This window comes from Actinomycetospora sp. C-140 (genome assembly GCF_054796175.1).
The window spans coordinates 183,911-207,447 of sequence record NZ_JBTWNF010000007.1; the positions used below are offsets into that span (position 1 = coordinate 183,911).

10 protein-coding genes are annotated in these 23,537 nt (G+C 75.9%); 3 read left to right on the forward strand and 7 right to left on the reverse strand.

The annotated features are described in order from the left end of the window. Positions 1 to 33: 33 nt before the first annotated feature. Together ACR9E3_RS14150 and ACR9E3_RS14155 are read right to left on the reverse strand one after the other, a co-directional pair. Positions 34 to 993 carry an electron transfer flavoprotein subunit alpha/FixB family protein gene (locus ACR9E3_RS14150; protein WP_460380931.1) on the reverse strand — a complete coding sequence of 320 codons (960 nt, stop codon included), beginning with the start codon at positions 991 to 993 and terminating at the stop codon, positions 34 to 36. Positions 994 to 1,022: 29 nt separating this feature from the next. Then, positions 1,023 to 1,805, reverse strand: coding sequence for an electron transfer flavoprotein subunit beta/FixA family protein (locus ACR9E3_RS14155; protein ID WP_460380932.1), 783 nt, complete (start codon positions 1,803 to 1,805; stop codon positions 1,023 to 1,025). A gap of 262 nt (positions 1,806 to 2,067) precedes the next feature. Between ACR9E3_RS14155 and ACR9E3_RS14160 the strand changes: the two genes are divergently transcribed. Next, complete coding sequence (locus tag ACR9E3_RS14160) at positions 2,068 to 2,235, forward strand: hypothetical protein (RefSeq protein ID WP_460380933.1); 168 nt, start codon at positions 2,068 to 2,070, stop codon at positions 2,233 to 2,235. A gap of 94 nt (positions 2,236 to 2,329) precedes the next feature. On the opposite strand, the gene ACR9E3_RS14165 is transcribed toward ACR9E3_RS14160, so the two are convergent. The 3 genes from ACR9E3_RS14165 to ACR9E3_RS14175 are packed head-to-tail and all read right to left on the reverse strand — an operon-like array spanning position 2,330 to position 4,804. Beyond that, complete coding sequence (locus tag ACR9E3_RS14165; RefSeq protein WP_460380934.1) at positions 2,330 to 3,268, reverse strand: methionyl-tRNA formyltransferase; 939 nt, start codon at positions 3,266 to 3,268, stop codon at positions 2,330 to 2,332. Beyond that, positions 3,268 to 3,498, reverse strand: coding sequence for an MbtH family protein (locus ACR9E3_RS14170; protein ID WP_460380935.1), 231 nt, complete (start codon positions 3,496 to 3,498; stop codon positions 3,268 to 3,270). Before ACR9E3_RS14170 ends, ACR9E3_RS14165 begins: the two co-directional genes overlap by 1 nt. A 34-nt stretch (positions 3,499 to 3,532) precedes the next feature. Then, positions 3,533 to 4,804: a chorismate-binding protein gene (locus ACR9E3_RS14175; RefSeq protein WP_460380936.1), complete on the reverse strand. Its 1,272-nt coding sequence runs from the start codon at positions 4,802 to 4,804 to the stop codon at positions 3,533 to 3,535. Positions 4,805 to 5,039: 235 nt separating this feature from the next. Between ACR9E3_RS14175 and ACR9E3_RS14180 the strand changes: the two genes are divergently transcribed. After that, positions 5,040 to 6,734 (forward strand): ABC transporter transmembrane domain-containing protein, encoded by a 1,695-nt coding sequence (locus ACR9E3_RS14180; RefSeq protein ID WP_460380937.1) that lies wholly within the window; start codon positions 5,040 to 5,042, stop codon positions 6,732 to 6,734. Continuing rightward, positions 6,731 to 8,479: an ABC transporter ATP-binding protein gene (locus ACR9E3_RS14185; RefSeq protein WP_460380938.1), complete on the forward strand. Its 1,749-nt coding sequence runs from the start codon at positions 6,731 to 6,733 to the stop codon at positions 8,477 to 8,479. Before ACR9E3_RS14180 ends, ACR9E3_RS14185 begins: the two co-directional genes overlap by 4 nt. On the opposite strand, the gene ACR9E3_RS14190 is transcribed toward ACR9E3_RS14185, so the two are convergent. Together ACR9E3_RS14190 and ACR9E3_RS14195 are read right to left on the reverse strand one after the other, a co-directional pair. Next, on the reverse strand, positions 8,480 to 21,946 hold the full coding sequence (locus tag ACR9E3_RS14190; RefSeq protein WP_460380939.1) for an amino acid adenylation domain-containing protein: 13,467 nt from the start codon (positions 21,944 to 21,946) through the stop codon (positions 8,480 to 8,482). Next, positions 21,943 to 23,454, reverse strand: a complete 1,512-nt coding sequence (locus ACR9E3_RS14195) for a lysine N(6)-hydroxylase/L-ornithine N(5)-oxygenase family protein (protein WP_460380940.1) — start codon at positions 23,452 to 23,454, stop codon at positions 21,943 to 21,945. Before ACR9E3_RS14195 ends, ACR9E3_RS14190 begins: the two co-directional genes overlap by 4 nt. Between the last annotated feature and the right edge of the window lie 83 nt (positions 23,455 to 23,537).

Genomic DNA, 23,537 nt, shown 5'->3' on the forward strand with positions numbered 1-23,537 from the left:
GAAAGTGCCCTTCGGTCAACAGCCCTGGCGCGCCTACGAGCTGCGCTTGCCGACCTCCTCGGTCAGCTGCGGGCTGATCGAGAACAGGTCGCCCACGACACCGAAGTCGGCGATCTCGAAGATCGGGGCCTCGGGGTCCTTGTTCACCGCGACGATCGTCTTCGAGGTCTGCATGCCGGCGCGGTGCTGGATCGCGCCGGAGATGCCGAGCGCGATGTAGAGCGACGGCGACACCGTCTTGCCGGTCTGCCCCACCTGGAACTGGTTGGGGTAGTAGCCCGAGTCGACGGCGGCACGCGAGGCGCCGACCGCGGCGTGCAGCGAGTCGGCGAGGGTCTCGACGACCGAGAAGTTGTCGGCCGACCCCACACCGCGGCCACCGGCGACGACGACGTTCGCCTCGGTGAGCTCCGGGCGGTCGCCGCCGACGATCGGCGCGCGGTTCGACACCTTCGCGGACGTCGCCTCGTCGATCGCCGGGACGTCGACGGACTCCTGCGCGCCGGCGCCGGCCTGCTCCTCGGGCTCGATCGAGCCGCCGCGCCACGAGATCACCGCGGTGTCGGTGGTCGCGCGGGCCGAGACGGTGAAGGCGCCACCGAAGATCGAGTGGGTGCCCTCGCGCTCGCCGTCGAGGTCGACGACGTCGTTGAGCCAGCCGGAGTTGGTGCGCACGGCCAGGCGGCCGGCGACCTCGCGCCCGTCGGCGCCCGCGGCGACGAGGACCGCCGGCGGGGAGACCCGCTCGACGAGGGCGGCCAGCGCGTCGACCTGCGGGGTCGACAGGTAGTTCACGGCGTCCTCGGACTCCGCGACGTAGATCTTCTCGGCGCCGTGCGCCGCGAGACCCTCGGCGAGCTTCGCCGCCGTGCCGGGCGTGCCGACGACGACCGCGGAGGGCTCGCCCAGCCGACGGGCGGCCGTGAGCATCTCGTAGGTGTTCTTCTTGATCTCCCCGTCGACGTGGTCGACGAGGACCAGGACCTCAGCCATGGGTTCTCCTCTTCGCAGTCAGGGGGTGATCAGATGAGCTTCTGGCCCACGAGGAACTCGGCGATCTTCGCGCCGCCGTCGCCCTCGTCCTCGACCTTCTGGCCGCCGGACTTGGGCGGGCGCGGAGCGAAGGAGTCGACCTGGGTCAGCGACCCGGCGAGGCCGACCTCGCCCGCGTCGAGCCCGAGGTCCGAGATGCCGATCGCGCTGACCGGCTTCTTCTTCGCGGCCATGATCCCCTTGAACGAGGGGTAGCGCGGCTCGTTGATCTTCTCGCCCACGCTGACGACGGCGGGCAGCGCCGAGGTGACGTCGCACGTGCCCTCGTCGGTCTCGCGCTTCACCGTCGCGGTGCCGTTCTCGACGGTCAGCGCGTTCGCGTGGGTCAGCGACGGCCAGCCCAGCACCTCGCCGAGCATCGCGGGCACGGCGCCGCTGCGGCCGTCGGTGGCCTCGTTGCCGGCCAGCACCAGGTCGACCTCGCCCACGGTGCCGACGGCCTTGGCCAGCACCTTGGCCGTGGTCACGGCGTCGGAGCCGTGCAGGGCCTCGTCGTTGACGTGGACGGCCTTGTCCGCGCCCATCGAGAGGGCCTTGCGGATGGCGTCGGTGGAGCGGTCCGGCCCGACGGTCAGGACGGTGACCTCCGCGTCGCCGGACTCCTTGATCTTGAGAGCCTCCTCGACGGCGCGCTCGTTGATCTCGTCCAGCACGGCGTCGGTCGACGCGCGGTCGAGCGTCTTGTCGGCGTCGGAGAGCGTGCGCTCCGACCAGGTGTCGGGCACCTGCTTGATCAGCACGACGATGTTCATGGGCGTTCTGCGACCTCCTGTGCTCGCATCGTCCGGCCGAGCGCCGGGGCTACCGCCCGGTAACGTACTCGTCGGTAACCTGCCTTCTGCCCTGACTCTCCCATGCCTGATCGGGAAAGGCACGGTGGCGTATCCCTCTCATGTTACTGACGAGTAGGGTGTAAGGCCCTACTCGTCGGTAACCCGAGAGTGTCCGAAACGGGCGATATATTGGGGCCAGCGGGGCGGAGACACCGCCCCACCCGCCCCCTCAGGAGACGTCGTGCCCGGTCTGTTCCAGAAGGTGCAGGATTTCCTGCGCAGCCCGCAGGGTCGCAAGTACGCCGACCAGGCGAAGCGCTACGCGCAGGACCCGAAGAACCGTCAGAAGGCCCAGGACATGGTGAACAAGTTCCGCGGCAAGGGTGGCCAGGGCGGCGGCCAGCACTGAGCCGCCGTTACTGGCTGGTACCCCTCGCTGAGCGAGGGATACCGGCCAGTAACCCCCGGTCGGGCCGGTCGGCGCGGTCCCAGACCGAGCCGGATCAGGTCAGGTAGTCGCCCATCCGGCGGAAGTAGTCGCCGGCGACGTGCTCGACGCCCTGCGCGTCGAGCACGCGCTGGAGCACCAGACCGTACTGCCGGCCCCGCCACGCCTCCGGTCCCGCGACGACGATGACGCCCCGGCCCTCGCGGGCGAAGACGCGCCCGACCGTCCCGCCGCAGCGTTCCCGCGACACCGAGGCCTCGAGCACCCGCAGCCGCTCGCCCTCGTGCAGGCACCACGCGTTCGGGTACGGCCCGGTCTGCGCCCGGACGAGGTTGACGAGGTCCCGCGCGGACCGGTCCCAGTGGATCCTGTTGTCCGGGTCGGCGCGCTTGTGGAAGAACGACGCGTGCTCGGGGTCCTGGCGGAGCCAGTCGTGCGGGCCGAACTCGATGCGGTCGAACGCGTCGAGCGAGAGCGGCCCGAACAGCGGCACCGTGCGGTGGAAGAGATCCTCGGTGGTGTCGGTCGGGGTCACCGGCACGGTCCGCTGGGTGATGATGTCGCCGCGGTCGAGGTCGGCGTCCATCCAGTGCGCGGTGATGCCGACCTGGCTCTCACCGTTGATCAGCGCCCAGTTCAGCGGCGAGAAGCCGGCGTAGCGCGGCAGCAGCGAGTCGTGGGTGTTGACGGTGCCGCGCGTCGGCGCGGAGAACACCTCGGGGCTGATCCAGGTGCGCCAGTTGCAGGCCAGGCCGATCTCGGCGCCCGACTCGCGGATCGCCTCGGCCAGCTCGGCGTCCACGGCCTTCTCGCGGTAGAGCACGGGGATGTCGTGCTTGAGGGCGAGATCCCCCATCGACTCCTGGAAGATCTCGGGCGCCCACTCCCCCTCCTCGGGGTGACTGACGGTCAGCACGACCTCGTGGCGGGAGTCGAGCAGCGCGGCGAGGAGCTGGGCTCCCCACTTCTGGAACCCGAACAGGACGACGCGCATCAGCCGGCCTCCGCAGCGGTGCGCTCGCGCAGGCTGCGCGGCCGCAGGTCGGTCCAGTGCTCTTCGACGTAGGACAGGCAGGCCTCCCGGGTCTCGCCCTCGGGCGGGGCACCGAACACGACGTGCCATCCGGCGGGCACGTCGGCGAACACCGGCCACAGGCTGTGCTGGTCCTCGTCGTTGACGAGGACCAGGAAGCGCCCGTCGGCGTCGTCGAAGGGGTTGGTCATGATCGGCTCCCGTCCGGTCGGGGATGCAGCGGGATCAGGGGGTCGACTCGAGGCCGAGCGCCGCGAGGAGGGTGCGGAACGTGGCGCCGGTACCGGCGAGCTCGGCCTCGGGCCGGCACCCCGCCGCGACCAGGGCCCCGGCCGACAGCCGTACGTGCCGCCCGCGGATCCCGGCGCAGGGGGCGGCCACGACCCACTCGCCGTCGCCGTCGGCGGCGCACCATCCCACGGCGGCACCCAGGTGGCCACGATCGGCCTGCTCGAGATCGTCGACCACGGCGCGGGCCACCTCGGGCGGGTCGCCCCAGGTCCCCGCGCCCGGGCGCAGGACCTCGGCCAGCTCGAGCGCCGTCGGGCGGGGCACCCGGAGGCGGCCCTCGACGCGGCTCACCAGGCGCCACCGACGGGCCGTGGGGACGAGCGCGGGCGCCGGGGGCACGTCGAGGTGGTCGCACCAGGGGGCCAGCCGCTCGGCGGCCCGGGCGACGGCCGCGGCGTGGGTGGTGAGGTCCGCGCGCGCCGCGAGCTCGCGACCGCGCCGGACGTCCTCGTCCGGGTCGGCGCTGCGCCACGCGGTCCCCGCGAGGGGGGCGCTCACGACACGGTCACCGTGCCGGGCGACCAGCAGCTCGTCGCCGAGCCCGACCAGCGAGGAGCCACCGCGGTCATCGAGGTCGACGCGGACGGTCGAGGCGTCGTCGTCGGGATCGACGAGCGCGGACAGCAGCTCGTCCGGGTCCACCGGGCGGGGCGCGACGAGCGCGAGCGCGCGGGCGAGCACGACGCTCGCGACCTCGCCGTCGGCGATCAGCTCGAGGGCGCGGTGCACGGCGGCCGCGTACCGCGGAGGTGCGGGCTCGGGGCGGACGTCCCACCCGGCGGCCCGCGCGTCCCGGGCGGCCGGCGGCGGTGCCGGGGCCCGCCGCGCGCGGCGCTCCCAGGCGACGGGGACGACGAGCCGCCCGGGCCGTCCGTCGTCGGCGCCCAGGACGCCGGTCACGATCGGGTCGGCCACGCCCTCCGCGTGCAGCCGGGCCACCACGGCCGCCGCCTCGGCCCCGGCCCGGCCGGTCGCGGGGTCGGGCTCGACCGTCGTGCGGACGCCGGTGGCGTGCAGCTCGCCGGACGGGAGGACGAGCACGGAGCGCGCCACCCCGGGGGCGGGCGCCGCGCCGGCGGGCGACGCGAGGCGCTCCGCGGCCGAGCTGTCGGTGCCGTCCGTGCTGACGGTGCTGACCGTGCTCGTCGTGCCGACCGTGCTATCCGTGGGCGCACCCGTGGGCGCACCCGTGGGCGTCGTGGTCACGAGCGTCCTCCTCGACGGCCCGGAGCCGACGTTGACTTAAGGTAGGCTCAGCAAAGTCGGCACGGAGCGCGACTGTCAAGGTCGACATCCGTCACAAGTCGGTCGTCCTGGCCACGCCCGGTGCCGCCATCGGCACCTGCGCGGTACGAAATGTGGCGCACTCCCCAGGATGCTTGACCGCCGCGTCGAGTGAGGTGAGCCTTCCCTCTGTGTCGGTCCGAGACGCTCTGACCCCGTGACGGCACCGATCACCGGGCCGCGCGTGCTGCGCGGGGCGATCCGCGACCAGCGGGGACCCGTCTCCACCGCCGCGCTCCTGTTCATGGGGCACCAGGCGGGCGAGGCGCTGGTCCCGGTGCTGGTCGGCACCGTCGTGGACCGGGCCGTCGCGACCGGCGACACCGGCGCCCTCCTGCGCTGGCTCGCCGTGCTCGGTCTCGACTTCCTCGTGCTGTCGTTCTGCTACCGCTGGGGCGCCCGGCGGGCCTGGCTGGGCGACGTCCGCGCCGATCAGCGCCTGCGCCTGCTCGTCGCCGACCGCCTGCTCGATCCGCGCGGGGGTGCCGAGACCGGCCGCCTGCCGGGCGAGCTCGCGAACCTCGCCGTCGCCGACGCCAAGCGCGTGGGGGTGGTGAACTTCGCCGTGCCGCTGGGGCTCGCGGCGCTGGCCGCGATGCTCGTCGCCGCGGTCTCCCTGGTGCGGGTCTCCGTGCCGCTGGGGCTGCTGATCCTGCTCGGCACCCCGCCGCTGCTGCTGGTCGTGCACCTCCTGGGCGTCCCCCTGCAGCGCCGCAGCGGACCCGAGCAGGAGCGGGCCGCCCGCGCCTCCGGTGTCGCGGCCGACCTGGTCGACGGGGTGCGCGTCCTCAAGGGTCTCGGCGCCGTCCCGGCCGCGGTCGCCCGCTACGAACGGGCGAGCCAGGAGGCCCTGGGCGCCACCCTCGGTGCCACCCGGGTCCAAGCCGGCTACCAGGGCGCGGTGCTCGCCGCGAACGGCCTCTTCCTCGCGCTCGTCGCCCTCGTCGGCGGCCGCCTCGCCGCGGACGGTCAGATCAGCATCGGCGGCCTCGTGGCCGCGGTCGGCCTGGCGCAGTTCCTCATCACGCCCCTGCAGATGCTGGGGTGGGTCAACGGACGGATCGCCCAGGGCCGCGCCTCCGCCGCGCGCATCGCCGAGCTCCTGACCGCCGGCCCCGCCGTCGCCGCCGGCGATCCGGCGGCGCCCCCGGTCCCCGCCCGGCCCGCGTTCGCCCTGCACGACCTGCACCACGGGTCCCTCCGCGGCGTCGATCTCGTGGTCGGGGCCGGGGAGACGGTCGGCGTCGTGGCGGCGGATCCCGCGGACGCCGCCGCCCTCGTCGCCTGCCTGGCGCGCGAGGTCGACCCGGCGCGCGGCACCGTCACGGTCGAGGGCCGGGCGCTGGCCGCCCACCCGCCGCGGGCCGCGCGGAGCGGGGTGCTCGTCGCGGCGCACGGGGCCGAGCTGTTCTCCGGGACGCTGCGCGAGAACGTCGCCGCGGCCGCCCGCGACCCCGCGCCGGTCGCGTCGGCGATGGCCGCCGCGCAGGCCGACCAGGTCGCGGACGTGCTCCCCGACGGCGCGGAGACCCTCCTGCGTGAGCAGGGCCGCTCCCTGTCCGGCGGCCAGCGGCAGCGGGTCGCCCTGGCGCGGGCGCTCGCCGCCGACGCCCCCGTGCTCGTGCTGCACGACCCGACGACCGCCATCGACGGTGTCACCGAGATCCGCATCGCGGAGGGCGTCGCCGCCCTGCGGACGGACCGCACCACCCTCGTGCTCGCCACGAGCCCGGCGCTGCTCGCCGTCACGGACCGGGTCGTCCTGGTGGTCGACGGGCGCGTCGCCGCGACCGGCACCCACGCGGAGCTGGTCGCGTCCCACCCCGTCTACCGGTCGGCGGTGCTGGGGTGAGCGCGGACACCGGGACCGCGGGGCGGGCCATCCTCCCCGTCGCCGACGCGCGCGCCGTGCGGGCGGCGATCGGGCGCCTGCTCCGTGGCCGGCGAGGGGTGCTCGCCCTCGGGCTCCTCGCCCTCGTGGGCAGCGCCGCGGCGGGCACTCTCGTCCCCCCGCTCCTCGGGCGGATCGTCGACGTGGTGGTGGGGCGGCAGGGCGCGGACGCGGTGACCGACCCGGTACTGGGCCTCGTCGGCGCGGCACTCGCGCAGGGACTGCTGGCCGTGGTCGGCATGGCCGCCATCGCCCGGGTCGGGGAGCAGGTCCTGGCCGCGCTGCGCGAGCGGTTCGTCGCCCGGGCGCTCGGTCTGCCGCTCGCCCGTCTCGAGCAGGCCGGTGCCGGCGACCTCACCTCACGGGTCACCAGCGACCTCGCCCTGGTCGGCGACGCGGTGCGGCAGGCCGTGCCCGACATGGCGCGCGGCGCCCTCGTGATCGTCCTGAGCCTCGGCGGCCTCGCGCTCCTGGACTGGCGCTTCTTCGTCGCCGCGCTCGTGGCGGTCCCGGTGCAGGTCCTCACCGCCCGCTGGTACGTGCGCCGGTCCAGCCCGCTCTACCGCGAGCAGCGCGAGGTCGGCGGGGCGCAGCAGCAGCAGCTCCTCGACACCGCCGGCGGCATCGCGACCGTCCGCGCCCTGGACCTGCACGACGACCACGGCCACCGGGTCCGCTCCCGCGCGGCGGACGTCGTCGACCTCGCGCTGCGGGTCGTCCGGCTGCAGACCGGCTTCTTCGGCCGGCTCAACCTCGCCGAGTTCCTCGGCGTCGCGGCCGTGCTCGCGACCGGGTTCGCGCTCGTCGGCGGCGGGACCGCGACCGTCGGCACGGCCAGCGCCGCGGCGCTGTACTTCATCAACCTCTTCACCCCGATCAACGAGGTGCTCTTCCTGCTCGACACCCTCCAGTCGGCGGGCGCGAGCCTCGCGCGCGTGGTCGGCGTGGTGGACCGGGACGAGGACACCGACGACGCCGACGGCCACGCCCGGACGGCGTCGCCCGACGGGCGTGTCCGGGTCCGGGGTGTCTCCCACGCCTACACCACCGGCCACGAAGTCCTCTCCGGTGTCGATCTCGACCTGGCGCCCGGGGAACGCCTGGCGCTGGTCGGGGCGAGCGGGGCCGGCAAGACCACGCTCGCGACGATCGTCGCCGGGGTGCACCGGGCGAGCACCGGCCGCGTGGAGGTCGGGGACGTCGCCATGGTCAGCCAGGAGGTGCACGTCTTCGCCGGCACGGTCGCCGAGGACCTGCGCCTGGCCGCGCCCGGCGCGAGCGACGAGGATCTGTGGGCCGCGCTCGACGTCGTCGACGCCCAGGGCTGGGTGGCCGGGCTCCCCGACGGGCTGCGGACGGTCGTGGGCACCGGCGGCCGCACGCTCACCGCGGCGCAGGCGCAGCAGCTCGCCCTCGCCCGCCTGGTGCTCGCCGACCCGGCCGTCGCGGTGCTCGACGAGGCGACCGCCGAGGCCGGCAGCGCCGGCGCGCGGATCCTCGAGTCCGCCGCGGACCGCGCACTGCGCGGGCGCACCGCGCTGGTCGTCGCGCACCGCCTCTCCCAGGCGGCCGCCGCCGACCGGATCGCGGTCCTCGACGCCGGCGTCGTCGTCGAGCTCGGCACCCACGACGAGCTGCTCGCCGCGGGCGGGCGCTACGCCGAGCTCTGGGCCGCCGGGGTCGGCCGCATCGCCGACGGTCGGTGATCAGACCCCGAACGCCAGCACGCGGTCGAGGATCCGGCGCGCCGTGGCGTCGTCCACCACCGCCGGGTCGTGGATCAGCTCGATCGCCATCGCCCGCCCCGGCGCGGTCTCCCAGAACGCGAGGGTGAGGTCGGCGGAGGACGCCCCGGTCGGCACCGCGTCGAGCGCGCCGAGCACCGACTGCTCGCCGGCCATCCCCACGTCCTCGTGGTGCACGAGCGCCACCGGCGGGCGGGCGAGCCCCGTGTGCGCGGCGACGTCGGCGAACGCGGTGTCGTGGGCGAACGCGGCGAGGTCGGCGCGGCGCACCCGGTCGAGCAGCTCCTCGACCGACGGGTCGCCGGAGGTGTCGGTGCGCACGACGATGAGGTCGGCGACCGACCCCACGAGGTCGTCGAGGGCGGCGTCCACCCGGCCCGCGTCCATGGTCACCAGCGGCAGGTCCTCGCCCGCGCCCTCGGCGGTCAGCGCGGACGCGAGCGCCGCCTGCAGCACCATGAGCAGGCTCGTGCGGGTGCGGCGCGCCAGGCGGTCGAGCGCGAGCCGGTGCCCGGCGTCGATCTCGACGGCGACCACGGACGCGGCACCGGACGCGCCGGACCCACCGGACTCGCCGGAGTGGAACAGGGACGTCGGCAGCCCGACGAGGTCGTCCCGGTCCGCGGGCGACCGGGCCGGCAGCGCCGTCGCCCAGCGCGCGTAGTCGGTGTACGAGATCGGCAGCGGCGCCCACGCCGGCTCCCCGCCACGGCGACGGGCGGCGTAGGCCGTGGCGAGGTCGCGCAGCAGCGGCACGACCGACCACTCGTCGACCGCCGTGTAGCCGAGCACCAGCAGCAGCCGCCCGTCGACCAGGTGCGCGCGGAACGCCGGCTCGGCGGTGAGGTCGAACGGCTCGCGCGCGAGGTCCTCGAGTGCGCCGTGGCGTTCGGTCAGCCCGGGCCCGCGCGCCGCGACACGGCGGACCTCCCCGACGGTCGTGCGCAGCGGCTCGTGGCGCGCGACGACGTCGTCGACCGCCGCGGCGAGCGCGTCCCGGTCGAACGGCCCGTCCAGGACCAGCGCGTGATCGGGGCGCCGGGACGTGCCGTCGGCGACGAGGCGGCGCTGCCCGGGCGCGAGCGGCTCCTCCGCCCCCGGTGGCCCGCCCGGCGTCGGTCGGGGCCGGGCGCGCGGCGCGTCGGCCACCCGCACGGCCAGCCCGGCGACGGTCGGCGCCTCGAACACGTCGCGCACCACCAGCTCGACGCCGAGGGCCTCGCGCACCCCCGACACCAGGCGCATCGCGGCCATCGAGTGTCCGCCGAGCGCGAAGAAGTCGTCGTCGACGCCGACGCGCTCGAGCCGCAGCACCTCGGCCACGATCGCCGCGAGGCGTTCCTCCTCCGGGGTCGTCGGCGCCGCCGAGGTCACGAGCGCCGACCAGTCCGGCGCCGGCAGCGCCCGGCGGTCCACCTTGCCGTTCGGCGTCAGGGGCATCGGCCCGTCGAGCGCGACGACCAGCGACGGGACCATGTGCTCGGGCAGGCGCGCCGCGGCCGTCGCGCGCACCTCGTCCACGTCGACGGGACCGGACGCCGGGCTGACGTACCCGACCAGGCGGGCCAGGTCCCCGTCCCGGTCGGCCACCGCCACGGCCTGGGCCACCCCGGGGTGCTCGGCGAGCGCCGCGGCGACCTCGCCGGGCTCGATCCGCACACCCCGGATCTTGACCTGGTCGTCGTCGCGGCCGAGGAAGTCGAGCACCCAGCCCGCGCTCGCCGCGGGGTCGCGACGCCAGCGCGCGCGGTCCCCGGTCCGGTAGAGCCGGGCCCCGGGTGCGCCGTACGGGTCGGCGACGAACCGCTCCGCGGTGAGGTCGGGGCGGCCGACGTAGCCGCGGGCGAGCCCGCGCCCGCCGACCCAGAGGTCGCCGACGACGCCGGGCGCCACCGGCTCGAGCCGCGGCCCGAGCACGCGGACGACCGTGTTGGGGTCGGGATCGCCGATCGGCAGGGGTCCCGACCAGTCGGAGCGGGTGCGCCAGAGCGTCGAGTTCACCGTCGCCTCGGTGAGGCCGTAGGCGACGAGCATCCGCAGCCGCTCGGCCCACCGCGCGACAAGGTCGGGCGGCACGGTCTCCGTGCCCACGAGCACCGTCGTGCCGTCGGGGATCACGCAGTCGTCGGGCAGGGCGGCGACCAGCGACGGCGGCAGGATCGCGTGGGTGATCCGCCGGTCGCGGAGGAAGTCGGTCAGCGGCGGACCGGCGACCCGGGCGTCGTCGGGCAGGATCTCCAGGCGCCCGCCGAGGGTCAGCGCCATCGTCAGCTCGAACGCGGCCACGTCGAAGCCGACCGAGGCGAACTGCAGGATCCGCGCCTCGGCCGTGACGCCCATGCGGTCGACCGACGTCGCGGCGAGGCTCCCGATGCCCTCGTGCGGCACGACCACACCCTTGGGCCGGCCCGTGGAGCCCGACGTGTAGAGGACGTAGGCGGCGGCGTCGAGGCTCGCGGGGCGGGCGCGGTCCCGCCGCGGCGCCGGCTCGACGCCGTCGAGCACGACCTGCGGCGGTCCGGACGGCACCCGCTCGGCCGTGGCCGGGGTGACGACGACCCGCACCGCCCCGGAGTCCGCCAGCATGTGCGCCAGGCGCTCCGGCGGGTGCGCGAGGTCGATCGGGAGCCACGCGGCCCCCCGCTTGAGCACCCCGAGCACCGCCGCGACCATCGTCACCGACCGGGGCACCGCGACCGCGACGACGTCCTCGGGCCCCACGCCGACGAGGAGGTCGGCGACGGCCTCGGCCAGCCCGTCGAGCTCGGCGTACGAGACCGCGCGGTCGGCGTCCGCCACGGCCACCGCGTCAGGTGTGGTGTCGACGTGGCGCTCGAACGACGCGACCAGGGTCTCCTCGGGCACGGCGCGCGCGTCGGGGCGGCCCTCGATCCGCGCGAGCCGCTCGCGTTCGTCGTCGGCGAGGACGCCGACGTCGGCGACGGGGGCGTCGGGCGCCGTGACCACCGACCCCGCCACCCGCGCGAACCGCTCCGCGATCCGCTCGGCCGAGTCGCGGTCGAACAGGTCCGCGGCGTACTCGAGGTGCAGGGTGATCGCGCCGCCGGACGCGGTGTCCTCCACGAACGAGAACACGAGGTCGAACTTCGCCGTGGTGCCGGCGACGTCGTCCTCGGTGATCTCGAGCCCGGGCAGCGAGAGCGGCGATCCCGACCGGACGTGGTGGCCGACCATGACCTGGAACAACGGGGTGCGGGCGAGCACGCGCGGCGGATCGAGGTGCTCGACGACGGTCTCGAACGGCAGGTCGGCGTGCGCGAAGGCGGCGAGGTCGGCAGCCCGGACACGGTCGACGAGCTCGCCGAACGACGGTGCTCCCGACAGGTCGGTGCGCAGCACGACCGTGTTGACGAAGAAGCCGACGAGGTCGTCGAGGCGGGGGTCGGTGCGGCCCGCGACCGGGGCGCCGAGCGGGACGTCGTCCCCGGCGCCGAGGCGCGCGAGCAGTACCGCGACGGCGGCCTGCAGCACCATGAACGTGCTGGCGCCGCGCTCGCGGGCGAGCTCGCGCAGGCCCTCGGCCACGGCGTCGTCGAGCGGAAGCGCGACCGTACCGCCGGTGAAGCTCGGCGTCGCCGGGCGCGGCCGGTCGGTCGGCAGCTCCAGCTCCTCCGGCGCGCCCGCGAGCGCGTCGGCCCAGAACGCCCGCTGGCGGGCGGCCTCGGGCGACCCCCCGTCGGAGGAGCCGAGCAGCTCGGCCTGCCAGAGCGCGTAGTCCCCGTAGGTCACCGGCAGCGGGGTGAAGACGGGCGCGTGCCCGTCGCGCCGGGCCGCGTAGGCCGCGGCGAGGTCGGCGAACAGCGGGCCGTCGGACCACTCGTCGGTCGCGATGTGGTGCAGGACGAGCACGAGGAGGTGCTCTCCGGCCCCGAGAGCACCACCCGGGAGCGCGATCACCGTCGCCCGCAGCGGCGGACGGCGGGCGAGGTCGAACGGGCGCGCGACCTCGGCCGCGACGAGCTCAGCGGCCTCGTCCTCCGAGGACGCGGATGCCCGCGTCAGAGGGATCCGCACCTCGGACAGCACCCGCTGGGTGGCGCCGTCGATCAGCGTGCGCAGCGGTTCGTGGCGGGAGACGACGTCGTCGAGGGCCGCGGCGAGGGCGTCGACGTCCAGCTCCTCGCCGTCCGGGCGCACCCGCAGCACGATCGGGTAGTGGTAGGCGCTGGTGGCGGAGCCGCCGGTCTCGCCGAGCTGCGCGAGCATCCAGAGCCGCTGCTGGGCCGCCGAGAGCGGGAGCGCGCCGGGCCGCTCGCGGGACGTGAGCTCGGGGCGCGCCGCGACCGGCTCGCGGGAGCCGACCCGCCCGGCCAGCGCCGCCGGGGTCGGCGCGTCGAACAGGTCGCGCAGGGTCACGTCGGCGCCGAGCGCGGTGCGCACCCGCGAGAGCAGGCGCGTGGCGATCAGCGAGTGGCCGCCGAGGTCGAAGAAGTCGTCCTCGGGCCCGACGCGCGGGACGTCGAGCACCGCGGCGAAGATCCCGCAGAGGGTCTCCTCCTCCGGCGTCGCGGGTGGGCGCCCGCCGCCGGCCGGGGCCAGGTCGGGGGTCGGCAGCGCGCCGACGTCGAGCTTGCCGTTGACGGTCAGCGGCAGCGTGTCGACCTCGACGAGCGCGGCCGGGACCAGGTGGTCGGGCAGTCGTCCGCGCAGGTCGTCGCGGACGGCGGCCACCTCGAGATCACCGGCGCGGACGACGTAGCCGACCAGCCGCGCCGACCCGCCCGGCCCGGACCTGTCGGCGACGACGGCCGCGCGCGCCACGGCGTCGTGCGCGGTCAGCACCGCGGCGACCTCGCCCGGCTCGACGCGGTGCCCTCGGATCTTGACCTGGTCGTCGGTGCGGCTGAGGAAGTCCAGCACGCCGCCCGTGCCCGGGCGGCGCCGCACGAGGTCGCCGGTGCGGTACATCCGGCCGCCGGCCGGGTCGGTGGGGTCGGCGACGAACCGCTCGGCGGTCAGGCCCGGGCGTCGCCAGTAGCCGCGGGCGAGCCCGGTGCCGGCGATGTAGAGCTCGCCCGGGACGCCGTCGGGGACCGGGCGCAGCCACGGGTCGAGCACGTGGGCGCGTGTGTTGGTGATCGGGCGTCCGACGGTCGGGGTCGCGCTGTCCTCGGTGCCGCCGCCGAGCGTGTTGATCGTGTACTCGGTCGGGCCGTAGAGGTTGTAGCCCAGGGTGCCGTCGGTGTCCCGCAGCGTGGACCAGACCGTGTCGGACACCGCCTCGCCGCCGAGCAGGACCAGGGGCATGCCGCGCTCGGCGAGCAGGCCCTCCTCGATGAGGGCGTCGGCGTACGTCGGGGTCACGTTGACGACGTCGACCGCGTGCTCGTCGGCGTGCGCCACGAGCCGGGTGGCGTCGCGGCGCAGCTCCTCGTCGAGGACGTGCACCTCGTGGCCCTCGACGAGCCAGAGGAGCTCCTCCCACGACATGTCGAAGGCGAACGAGACGGTGTGCGCGATCCGCAGGCGCCGTCCGCCGGCCGCCGCCACCACCGGGTCGAAGATCTCCGTGCGGTGGTTGATCTGCATGTTCGTCAGACCGCGGTACGGGGTGACGACGCCCTTGGGCCTGCCCGTCGAGCCGGACGTGTAGATCAGGTAGGCGGGCCGGTCGAGGCGGTCGGCGCGGTCCCGCGCGAAGTCGCCCAGCTCGGCGTCGGACAACGACCCGGCCGGGAGCGCGTCGCGCTCGGCGGCGACGTCCGGGTCGTCGAGCACGATCGCGGGCACCCCGCCGAACCTCTCGGCCACCCGCGCGACCGTCACCAGCGCGACCGGCTCCGCGTCCGCGATCGTCTCCCGGAGCCGCTCGGCCGGGTGGTCGAGCTCGAGGGGCAGGTACGCCGCGCCCGTCCGCAGCACCGCGAAGAGCGCGACGACGGTCTCGGCGGAACGCGGCACGGCGAGCGCGACCACGGTCTCGGGGCCCGCGCCGCGCGACCGCAGCAGGCGCGCCGTGCGGTCGATGGCCGCGTCGAGCTCGCGGTAGGTCAGCGCGACGTTCCCGGAGACCAGCGCGAGGTCGTCCGGCACGAGCGCGGCCCGCTCGGCGAGCATGTCCGCGACGGTGACGTTCCCGAGATCCGCCGGGGCGCCGTCGCGGCCGCTCGTCACGGCTTCGCGCTCGGCCGGCAGCAGCGGGTCCAGCGCGGGGACCGCCACCTCGGGGTCGGCGAGGACCTGGTCGAGCAGGGTGGTGAAGCGGTCGAGCCACGCCCGCGCGCCGTCGTCGGAGAGCGTGTGGGCCAGCGTGAGCCGCATCCGTTCGCCCGGGGTGACGATGAAGGTCATCGGGTAGTGCGTGGCGTCGTCGTTGCGCAGCGCGGTGACGCCGTGGCGGTCGGCGAGGTCGGCGATGCGCTCCTCGCCGCCCTCGGGGCGGTACACGAACAGCGTGTCGAACAGGGTCCGCCGGCCCGCGGCGCGCTGGATCGCGCCCAGCCCGACCCACTCCTGCGCGAGCAGCCCCAGCCGCTCGTCCTGCACCCGCGCGAGCAGCGCGCCCGCGGACTCGCCGGCGTCGAGCACGAGGCGGGTGGGCACGGTCGTGAGGAAGAGGCCGACGGTCGTCTCCACGTGCGGCACGGCGTCGGGCCGGCCCGCGACGGTGGTGCCGAGGACGACGTCCGTGCGTCCGGTCGCCGCGGCGAGCGCGAGGCCCCACACGGTCGAGAGCACGGTGTGCGCGGTGATCCCCCGCTCGCGGGTCAGGGCGCGCAGGCGGGCGGTGACGTCGGCGTCCAGCTCGACGTCCTGCTCCCGCAGCGGCTCAGGGGTGTCGGGGCCGACGAGCGTCGGCTCCTCGAGACCCGCGAGCGCGCTCCGCCAGGCTTCCATCGCCGCGTCGGTGTCCTGGGCGGCGAGCCAGGCGAGGTGGTCGCGGTACGAGCCGGCGGGCTCCAGCTCCTCGCCCGCGTAGGCGCCGAGCAGCTGCGAGAGCACCGTCCACGCCGACCAGCCGTCCCACAGCAGCAGGTGCCGGGAGATCAGGACGCGGTCGCTCGCGGGGCCGCGCACGAGCACCACCCGGAACAGCGGGGGCGCGGCCAGGTCGAACCCGGCCGCCCTGTCCTCGGCGGTCGCGGCGGCGACGGCGTCGTCGGACGGCGCGTCGACCACGCGCACGGGCGGCTCGAGGGACGCGGCGACGAACTGCACCGGTTCGTCGAGGCCCTCGCTGGTGAAGCCGGCGCGCAGCGCGTCGTGACGGGCGAGCAGCGTCGCCACCGCGTCGCGCAGGCGGTCGGCGTCGAGTCGGTGGTCGAGGTCGACGATCTCCTGGATCCGGTAGACGTCGGCGCTGCCGTCCACACCGCCGTCGAGCCCCGCGTGGAAGAACAGGCCCTCCTGCAGCGGGGAGAGAGGCCACACCTCGGCGACGGCGACGTCTGCCCGGACCTGCTCCGGCGCGACCGGGGCGACCAGGTCCTCGACCCGGGCGGCGCCGACGGCCGTGTCCGGCACCCGCGCCGCGACCCCCGCCGGGCTGCGGCCCGCGAACACCTCGGCCGGTCCGACGGCCAGGCCCGCGCGGCGTGCCCGGCTCGCGACGCCGATCGCGGAGATCGAGTCGCCGCCGAGGGCGAACCAGTCGTCGTCGGGACCGCAGGTCTCGCGGCCCAGGACCTCGGCGAAGATCGCGCAGAGCACCCGCTCGGCCTCGGTCGCGGGCTCGCGGGCGGGCCCCGTCCCGAGCTCCGGAGCCGGGAGCGCCCGACGGTCGAGCTTGCCGCTGGCGGTCAGGGGCAGCGCGTCGATCGCCACGACCGCCACCGGGACCATGGCCTCGGGCAGCTCCCGGGCCAGGGCCGCCCGGAGGCCGTCGGCGTCTCCCACGACGTACCCCACGAGCGACGGCGAGGGGCCGTCGCGGCGCACGGTCACCGCGGCCCGGGCGACGCCGGGCTGCGCGGCGAGCGCGGCCTCGACCTCGCCCGGCTCGATGCGCTGACCACGGATCTTCACCTGCTCGTCGGTGCGCCCCAGGTACTCGAGCTCTCCGTCCGGGCGGCGCAGCACGAGGTCGCCGGTGCGGTAGAGCCGCCGGCCCGGCGCGAACGGGTCCGCGACGAAGCGCTCGGCGGTGAGGCCGGGCCGCCCGGTGTAGCCGCGGGCGAGCTGCACGCCAGCGAGGTAGAGCTCGCCGGGCACCCCGTCGGGCACCGGCGCCAGGCAGGGGTCGAGGACGTGCAGCGTGGTGTTCCAGACCGGCGCGCCGATCGGCACGCGGGCGGTGTCGACGTCGCTGACCTGGTGATGGGTGACGTCGACGGCGGCCTCGGTCGGGCCGTAGAGGTTGTGCAGCGGGACCCCGGTGAGCTCCCGCCAGCGCGCCGCGGCGCCGGCGGGCAGCGCCTCGCCGCTCGCCAGCACGCGGCGCAGCGACGCCGCCCACGAGGGGTCCTCGGTGACCTCGTCGGTCGCGAGGAAGGCCTCGAGCATCGACGGGACGAAGTGCATCGTCGTTACGCCGGCGTCGGCGACGAGCCCGGCCAGGTACGCCGGATCCCGGTGCCCGCCGGGGCGCGCGACGACGATCGCCGCCCCGGTGACGAGCGGCCAGAAGAACTCCCAGACGCTGACGTCGAACCCGACCGGCGTCTTCTGCAGCACGCGGTCGTCCGGGGTGAGCCCGTAGGTCTCCTGGGTCCAGGCGAGCCGGTTGACGATCGCGCGGTGGCTGACGACCACGCCCTTGGGGCGCCCGGTCGAACCGGACGTGAAGATCACGTAGGCGGCGTCGTCGGGGTCCGGCTCCGCGAGCGGGGTGTCGGCGTCGCCCGCGTCCTCGACGAGCACGCGGCGGGGCCCGTCGGGGAGGGCGTCGGTCGATGCGGTCGTCACGACGACCTCGACCCCGGCGTCGGCGATCACCGCGGCGAGACGCTCGCGGGGCAGGTCGACGTCGAGCGGGACGTAGGCCTTCCCGGCGTGCAGCACGCCGGCGAGGGCGACGACGAGGTCGGCCGAGCGCGGCACGGCGACGCCGACGACGGCGCCCTCCCCCGCCAGGTGCCGGGCCAGACCGGCGGCGCGCCCGGCCAGCTCGGCGTGGGTGAGCGTGCCGTCCTCGGCGATCACCGCGGGGGCGTCGGGCGTCGCGGCGGCCTGGTCGGCGATCCAGGACGTGAGCGTCGCGGGCTCGACGGGACGCGCGGTGTCGGGGTGGCGCGGCGGCGCGTCGCGCAGCGGGATCGCGGCGACCGGCGCGTCGAGGTCGGCGGCGAAGCGGTCGAGGGTGCGGCGCAGCTGGGCGACGACGAGCTCGGCGGCCGCGGCGTCGACGCGCGTCGGGTCGTGCTTGATCGTCAGGTCGAGGCGCGGACCGACGGCGGCGATCAGCGCCACCGGGTAGTGCACGGCGTCGACGACGTCGACCGCCTCCACACCGTCCGGCTGCGGGTAGTTCTCGACGACCACCAGCGAGTCGAACAGCTCCCCGTGCCCCAGCTCGCGCTGCAGCGCCGCGAGCGCGACGCCGTCGTGGTCGAGCAGCTCGGTGCGGTGGGCCTGCAGGGCGTCGAGGACGTCGGCGACGGGCTCCCCCGGCGCCCACCGCAGCCGGACCGGGACCGTGTTGATGAACAGGCCGACCGCGTCCTCGACGCCGGGCAGCACGCCGTCGCGGCCGGAGACCGTGCTGCCGACGACGACGTCACGCGAGCCGGTGAGGCGCCCCACCACCAGCGCCCAGGCGCCGTGCAGCACCGTGCCGAGCGTCAGGCCGCGGCGCCGGGCCGCGGCGACGAGCCGGCCGGTGGTCCGCTCGTCGATCCCGAGCCGGCGCTGGTGGTGGCGGGGGGCGCGCGCGGGTTCGGGTGCGCCGACACCGGCGTCAGGGGCGAGCGCCCCGAGCAGCCGCGTGGGGCCGTCGAGGTCGGCCAGCGCGTCGCGCCACGCGGCGAGGTCGGCGGCCTGGTCGGGGAGGCGGGCGTGGCGGGCACGGTGGGTGGGGAGGTCGGTGTCAGGAGTGGCCTCGCCCGTGTCCGCGAGCAGCTCCCGCACCACGACCGCGACCGACCAGCCGTCGAGCACGATGTGCTCGAAGGTCAGCACGAGCGCTGCCGTGTCGTCACCCGTGTGCACGAGGGCGGCGCGGATCAGGGGCGGTCGGGCGAGGTCGAAGCGCTCGGCGCGCTCGGCCACGACGACGTCGTCGAGGGCGCGCTCGGCGGCCGGGGTGTCGAGGTCGCGCAGGTCGACCGCGCGCCAGGGCAGGTCGACCGACTCCGCGATCGCCTGGACGACGCGGCCGTCGGCACGTTGCGCGAAGCCCGCGCGCAGCTGCGGGTGTCGTGCGAGGAGCCGCTGCGCGGCCGCCCGCCAGGCTCCGGCGTCGACCGGACCGCGCAGCCGCACGACCTCCTGGACGGTGTAGACGTCCGAGAGCGCCGCGTGGACGAAGAAGCCCTCCTGCAGCGCGGAGACGGGCCAGACCTCGGCGGTGTCCCCGGTGTCCCCCAGCGCCGCCCGTGCCGTGTCGTCGAGCTCGACGGCGACGCCGTCCTCGGTGCCGTCGTCGCGTGCCGCAGCGACCTCCGCCAGCCCGGCCACCGTGCGGTGCGTGAAGATCTGGCGCGGCGTGATCGCCAGCCCGGCCGCGCGCGCCCGCGCGACGAGCGAGACCGACAGGATCGAGTCGCCGCCGACGGCGAAGAAGTCGTCGTGCACGCCGATGCCCGGCACGCCGAGCAGCTCGGCGAACACCGCCGCGAGCAGCTCCTCGCGCGGCGTGCGCGGCGCGGTGCCGTCGAGCTCCGCGGCGAGGTCCGGCGCGGGGAGCGCGGCGCGGTCGAGCTTGCCGCTGGGCAGGGTCGGCAGCGCGGGGACCGCGACGACCGCCGCCGGCACCAGGTGCTCGGGCAGCCGGTCGCGCAGGTGCTCCCGGACCGCGGAGGTCAGGGCGCCGACGTCGCGGAACGGCGCCGGGGTCGTGGTGCCGGTGGGTCCGCCGCCGCGGAAGGCCGGGCCGGCGTCGGAGTAGAGGACCTCGAAGCGTGTCGGGTCCTCGGGATCCCAGGTCGCCCGCGCGCGACCGGGGGCGAGCGCGATCAGGTCCTCGGGGTCGGCGGCAGGCACGTCGGGGAGGGCGGTGCCGTCGACCCGCGCGAGCGCCTCGAGGTCCGGGATCAGGCGCGCGTTCGGCACGCCGACCAGACGCACGGCGTCCGACGCCGCCAGCGCCTCCCTGACCTCCTCGACCGACCCGGTCCAGGGACGTGAGCGAACTTCGGGGCCATAGCCCCGAAATTCGCTCACGTCGGCGTACAGGACGGCGTGGTAGCGGTAGCGGGAGAGCTCGTCGTGGTGCGGGGTGCGCTCGAGCTCGACGTCGGCGGCGAGGCCCAGCTCGTCGGCGACGTCGCGGAAGAAGTCGGGGTGCACGAGCAGCTCGGGCTCCCACGCCGCCGACGCGTCGACGGCCCGGCGCAGCGCCGCCGGGTCGCGACCGGGGTCCCGGGCCGTCTCGACGCCGGCGCGCAGCGTGCGCAGCAGGCCCGCGTGCCGGACGTCGCCGACGAGGATCGAGCCCCCGGGCGCCAGCAGCCCCGCGGCGTCGCGCAGGACCGCCGCCAGGTAGTCGGCGCCGGGGAAGTACTGGGCCACCGAGTTGATCACGATGGCGTCGAACGGCCCGCCGTCGACGCCGCGGACCTCGTGCGCCGGGCGGGTCTCGAGGACCACGCGCCCGCGCAGCACGTCGGAGGCGTCGACCCGGCGCTGCAGCGCGGCGATCCCCTCGGCGGAGAGGTCGATGCCGACGTAGCGCTCGACCTCCGGCGCGACCTCCGTGAGCAGCAGCCCGCTGCCGACGCCGACCTCCAGCACGCGCCCCCCCGCGGGCAGCGCGCGGATGCGGTCGACGACGGCGTCGCGCCACACGCGCATGTGCTCGCGCGGGATGTCGGTGCCGTCGTAGGTCGAGTTCCAGCCGGCGAAGCCGTCGTCGAAGAGCGCGGCGTCCTCGTCGGCGGCCGTGTAGAGGACCTCGTGGAGCTCCTTCCACTCGTCGACGCGGCCCTCGCCGGCCTCTCCCAGCGCCGGCACCACGTAACCCACGAGCCCCCGCCCGGCGGGCAGGTCCTCGCGCACCACCGCCGCGGCCTGCGCCACCCCCGGGTGCGATCGCATCTCCGACTCGACCTCGCCCGGCTCGACCCGGAACCCGCGGATCTGCACCTGGTCGTCGGTGCGGCCGCGGAAGTCGAGGACCTCACCGTGCCGGACGACGAGGTCGCCGGTGCGGTAGAGCCGGTCGCCGGGCCCGCCGAACGGGTCGGCGACGAAACGCTCCGCCGACAGGCCCGGCCGTCCGAGGTAGCCGCGCGCGAGGCCGGGGCCGCCGAGGTAGAGCTCGCCCGGCTCCCCGTCGGCGACCGGCGCGAGAGCGGCGTCGAGGACGCGGGCGGTGGTCAGGGGGTCGGGCACGCCGATGGGGACCGACGTCCCGTCGAGCGTGCCGGGGTGGCTCTCGCCGAGCGTGGAGTTCACGGTGGCCTCGGTGGGCCCGTACGCGTTGAACATCCGGTGGTCGCGACCCCAGCGCGCCACGAGCTCCGGGGCGACGCGCTCGGTGCCCGCCAGCAGCACGCCCGGCGGCAGCGTGACGTCCTCGGGCATGGCCGCCAGCAGCACCGGCGGGAGGATCATGACGGAGACGTCGTGGGCGTACAGGTACGCCGCGAGCTCCGGGACCGGGGCCCGCAGCTCGCTCGGCACGACCACCATGCGGGCGCCCGAGAGCAGCGACTGGCACAGCTCCCAGAACGCGACGTCGAAGCTCGGCGACGCGAACGCGAGCACGCGGTCGTCGGGGCCGACGCCGAGCCGCTCGGTCTGGGTCGCCACGAGCTTGTCGACGCCCGCGTGCGTGACCAGCACACCCTTCGGACGGCCGGTGGATCCCGAGGTGTAGATGACGTAGGCGAGCGCGTCGACCGACACGCCCGGGTCGAGCGGCGCGGGCGGGGTCGCCGTGAGGTCGAGATCGGGCAGGAGCACGGCCCGCGCGCGCCACTCCGGGGGGAGCGCGTCGCGCAGCTCCGGCGTCGTCAGCAGGACCGCGGGCGCGGCGTCGTCGAGGACGAACCGGATGCGCTCCTCGGGCTGGTCGGGGTCGACCGGCAGGTAGGCCGCCCCCGCGCACAGCACCGCGACCTGGGCGACCACCTGGTCGACCGAGCGGGGCAGCGCGAGCCCGACCAACCGCTCGGGCGCCGCGCCGTGCGCCCGCAGGGCCGCGGCCAGGCGCCCGGCCCGGTCGGCCAGGGCGCCGTAGGTCAGCGACTCGTCACCCATCTCCACCGCGACGGCGTCACCCCGGGCCGCCACCTGCTCGGCGAACCGGTCGGGCCAGGTCCGGCCCACCCCGACCGCCGCGGGCCGGGCGGCGTCGAGCGTGCTCACGAACCCACCGGCCGGTTGCCGGCGTGGTCCACGACGCGGGCGTCGGGAGAGAGCGGGCCGCCGTCGACGGGCTCGTCGCCGTCGTCCTCGGGCCGCGGGCGCGGTGCCGGTGACGCCGGGGCCGCGGCGGCGGCCGGGCGGCGCCCGCGCAGCGACGCGACGATCTCGCCGACGCGCACCGCGGTCGTCGAGAGCAGCGTCGAGCTGATGCCGTGCGTGTGCTCGGTGGGCCCCTGCACGTAGATCCCGGCGTCGAGCGGCTCCTCGGTCGTGAGGCGGTAGTCGCGCTCGACGAGCAGCTCGCCGTTCTCCGCGCGCCGGCACCACATCCCGAGGTCACCGAGCAGGGTGGTCGGGTCGATCGGCCGGTAGCCGGTGGCGTAGACGACGACGTCGGTCCCGACCGTCTCCCGCTCCCCGGTGGGCAGGAACTCGATGTCGACCTCGATGTCGGCGGCCCCGTCCTCGGCCCCGTCGGCCCCGCCGTCCGCGTCGTCCGCGTCGTCCGCGGCGGGCTCCCGGACGCCCGCGACCCGGCAGGCGCCGTGGACGTGGAGGCGCTGACGCCCGTGCACCTTCTCCTGGTACGCCCGCGAGTAGAGCTCCTGGATCAGCTCCGGGTCGACCACGGAGTAGTTGGTGTTCGCGTGGTAGTCCATGAGCATCTGCTTGACGTCGCCCGGCGCCGAGTAGAAGTGGTCGACGGCGTCGGGGTCGAAGATGCGGTTGGCGAACGACGTGTCGTCGGCGGGGCTGTAGCCGTACCGCGAGAACACCGAGTGCACCTCGGCGTCGGGGTAGCGGCTGTGCAGGTGCTCGGTGGTCTCGGCCGCGCTCTGGCCGGCGCCCACGACGACGAAGCGCCGCGGCGCCGAGTCCGGGTCGTCGTCGACCGCGGCGAGGCGGTGCAGGAACTCGCTGTTGTGCCAGATCCTCGGCGAGCGTGCGACGCCGGGCGGCACCGACGGCACCAGCCCGGTGGCCAGCACGAGGTTGCGCGTGCGCACCACCCGCGACCGCTCGGTCGCGACGTCGCGCAGCACGACCTCGACCTCCTCGATGCGGCCGTCCGCCCGCCCGACGACCGGGTGCACCGCGACGGCGCGCGTGCCGTACGCGACGAGGTGCCGGACGTCGGCGGCGCACCACTCGAGGTAGTCGTGGAACTCGATGCGCGACGGGAACATCGTCTTGGTGTTGATGAAGTCGGCGAGCCGGCCCTGGCCCTGCAGGTAGTTGAGGAACGACCGCGGGCTCGTCGGGTCGCGCATCGTGACCAGGTCCTTGAGGAACGACACCTGCATCGTGGCGCCCTCGATGAGCATGCCGCGGTGCCAGCCGAACGCCGCCTGTTGCTCGACGAACGACGCCCGGATCCGCCGGTCGTCGGGCGACTGCTCGTTGTGCTCCTGGACGGCGAGCGCGAGCGCGAGGTTCGACGGCCCGAAGCCCACGCCGAGGACGTCCAGGGTCTCCGGGTCGTCCGAGCTGCTCGACTGCGAACTCATGGCTCTCCTCGAGGTCGCGCGATGTTAGGTGAGGCTATCCGTAGTCGACGACCGGCCACACCCCTGCGTGGGACAGGGGTGTG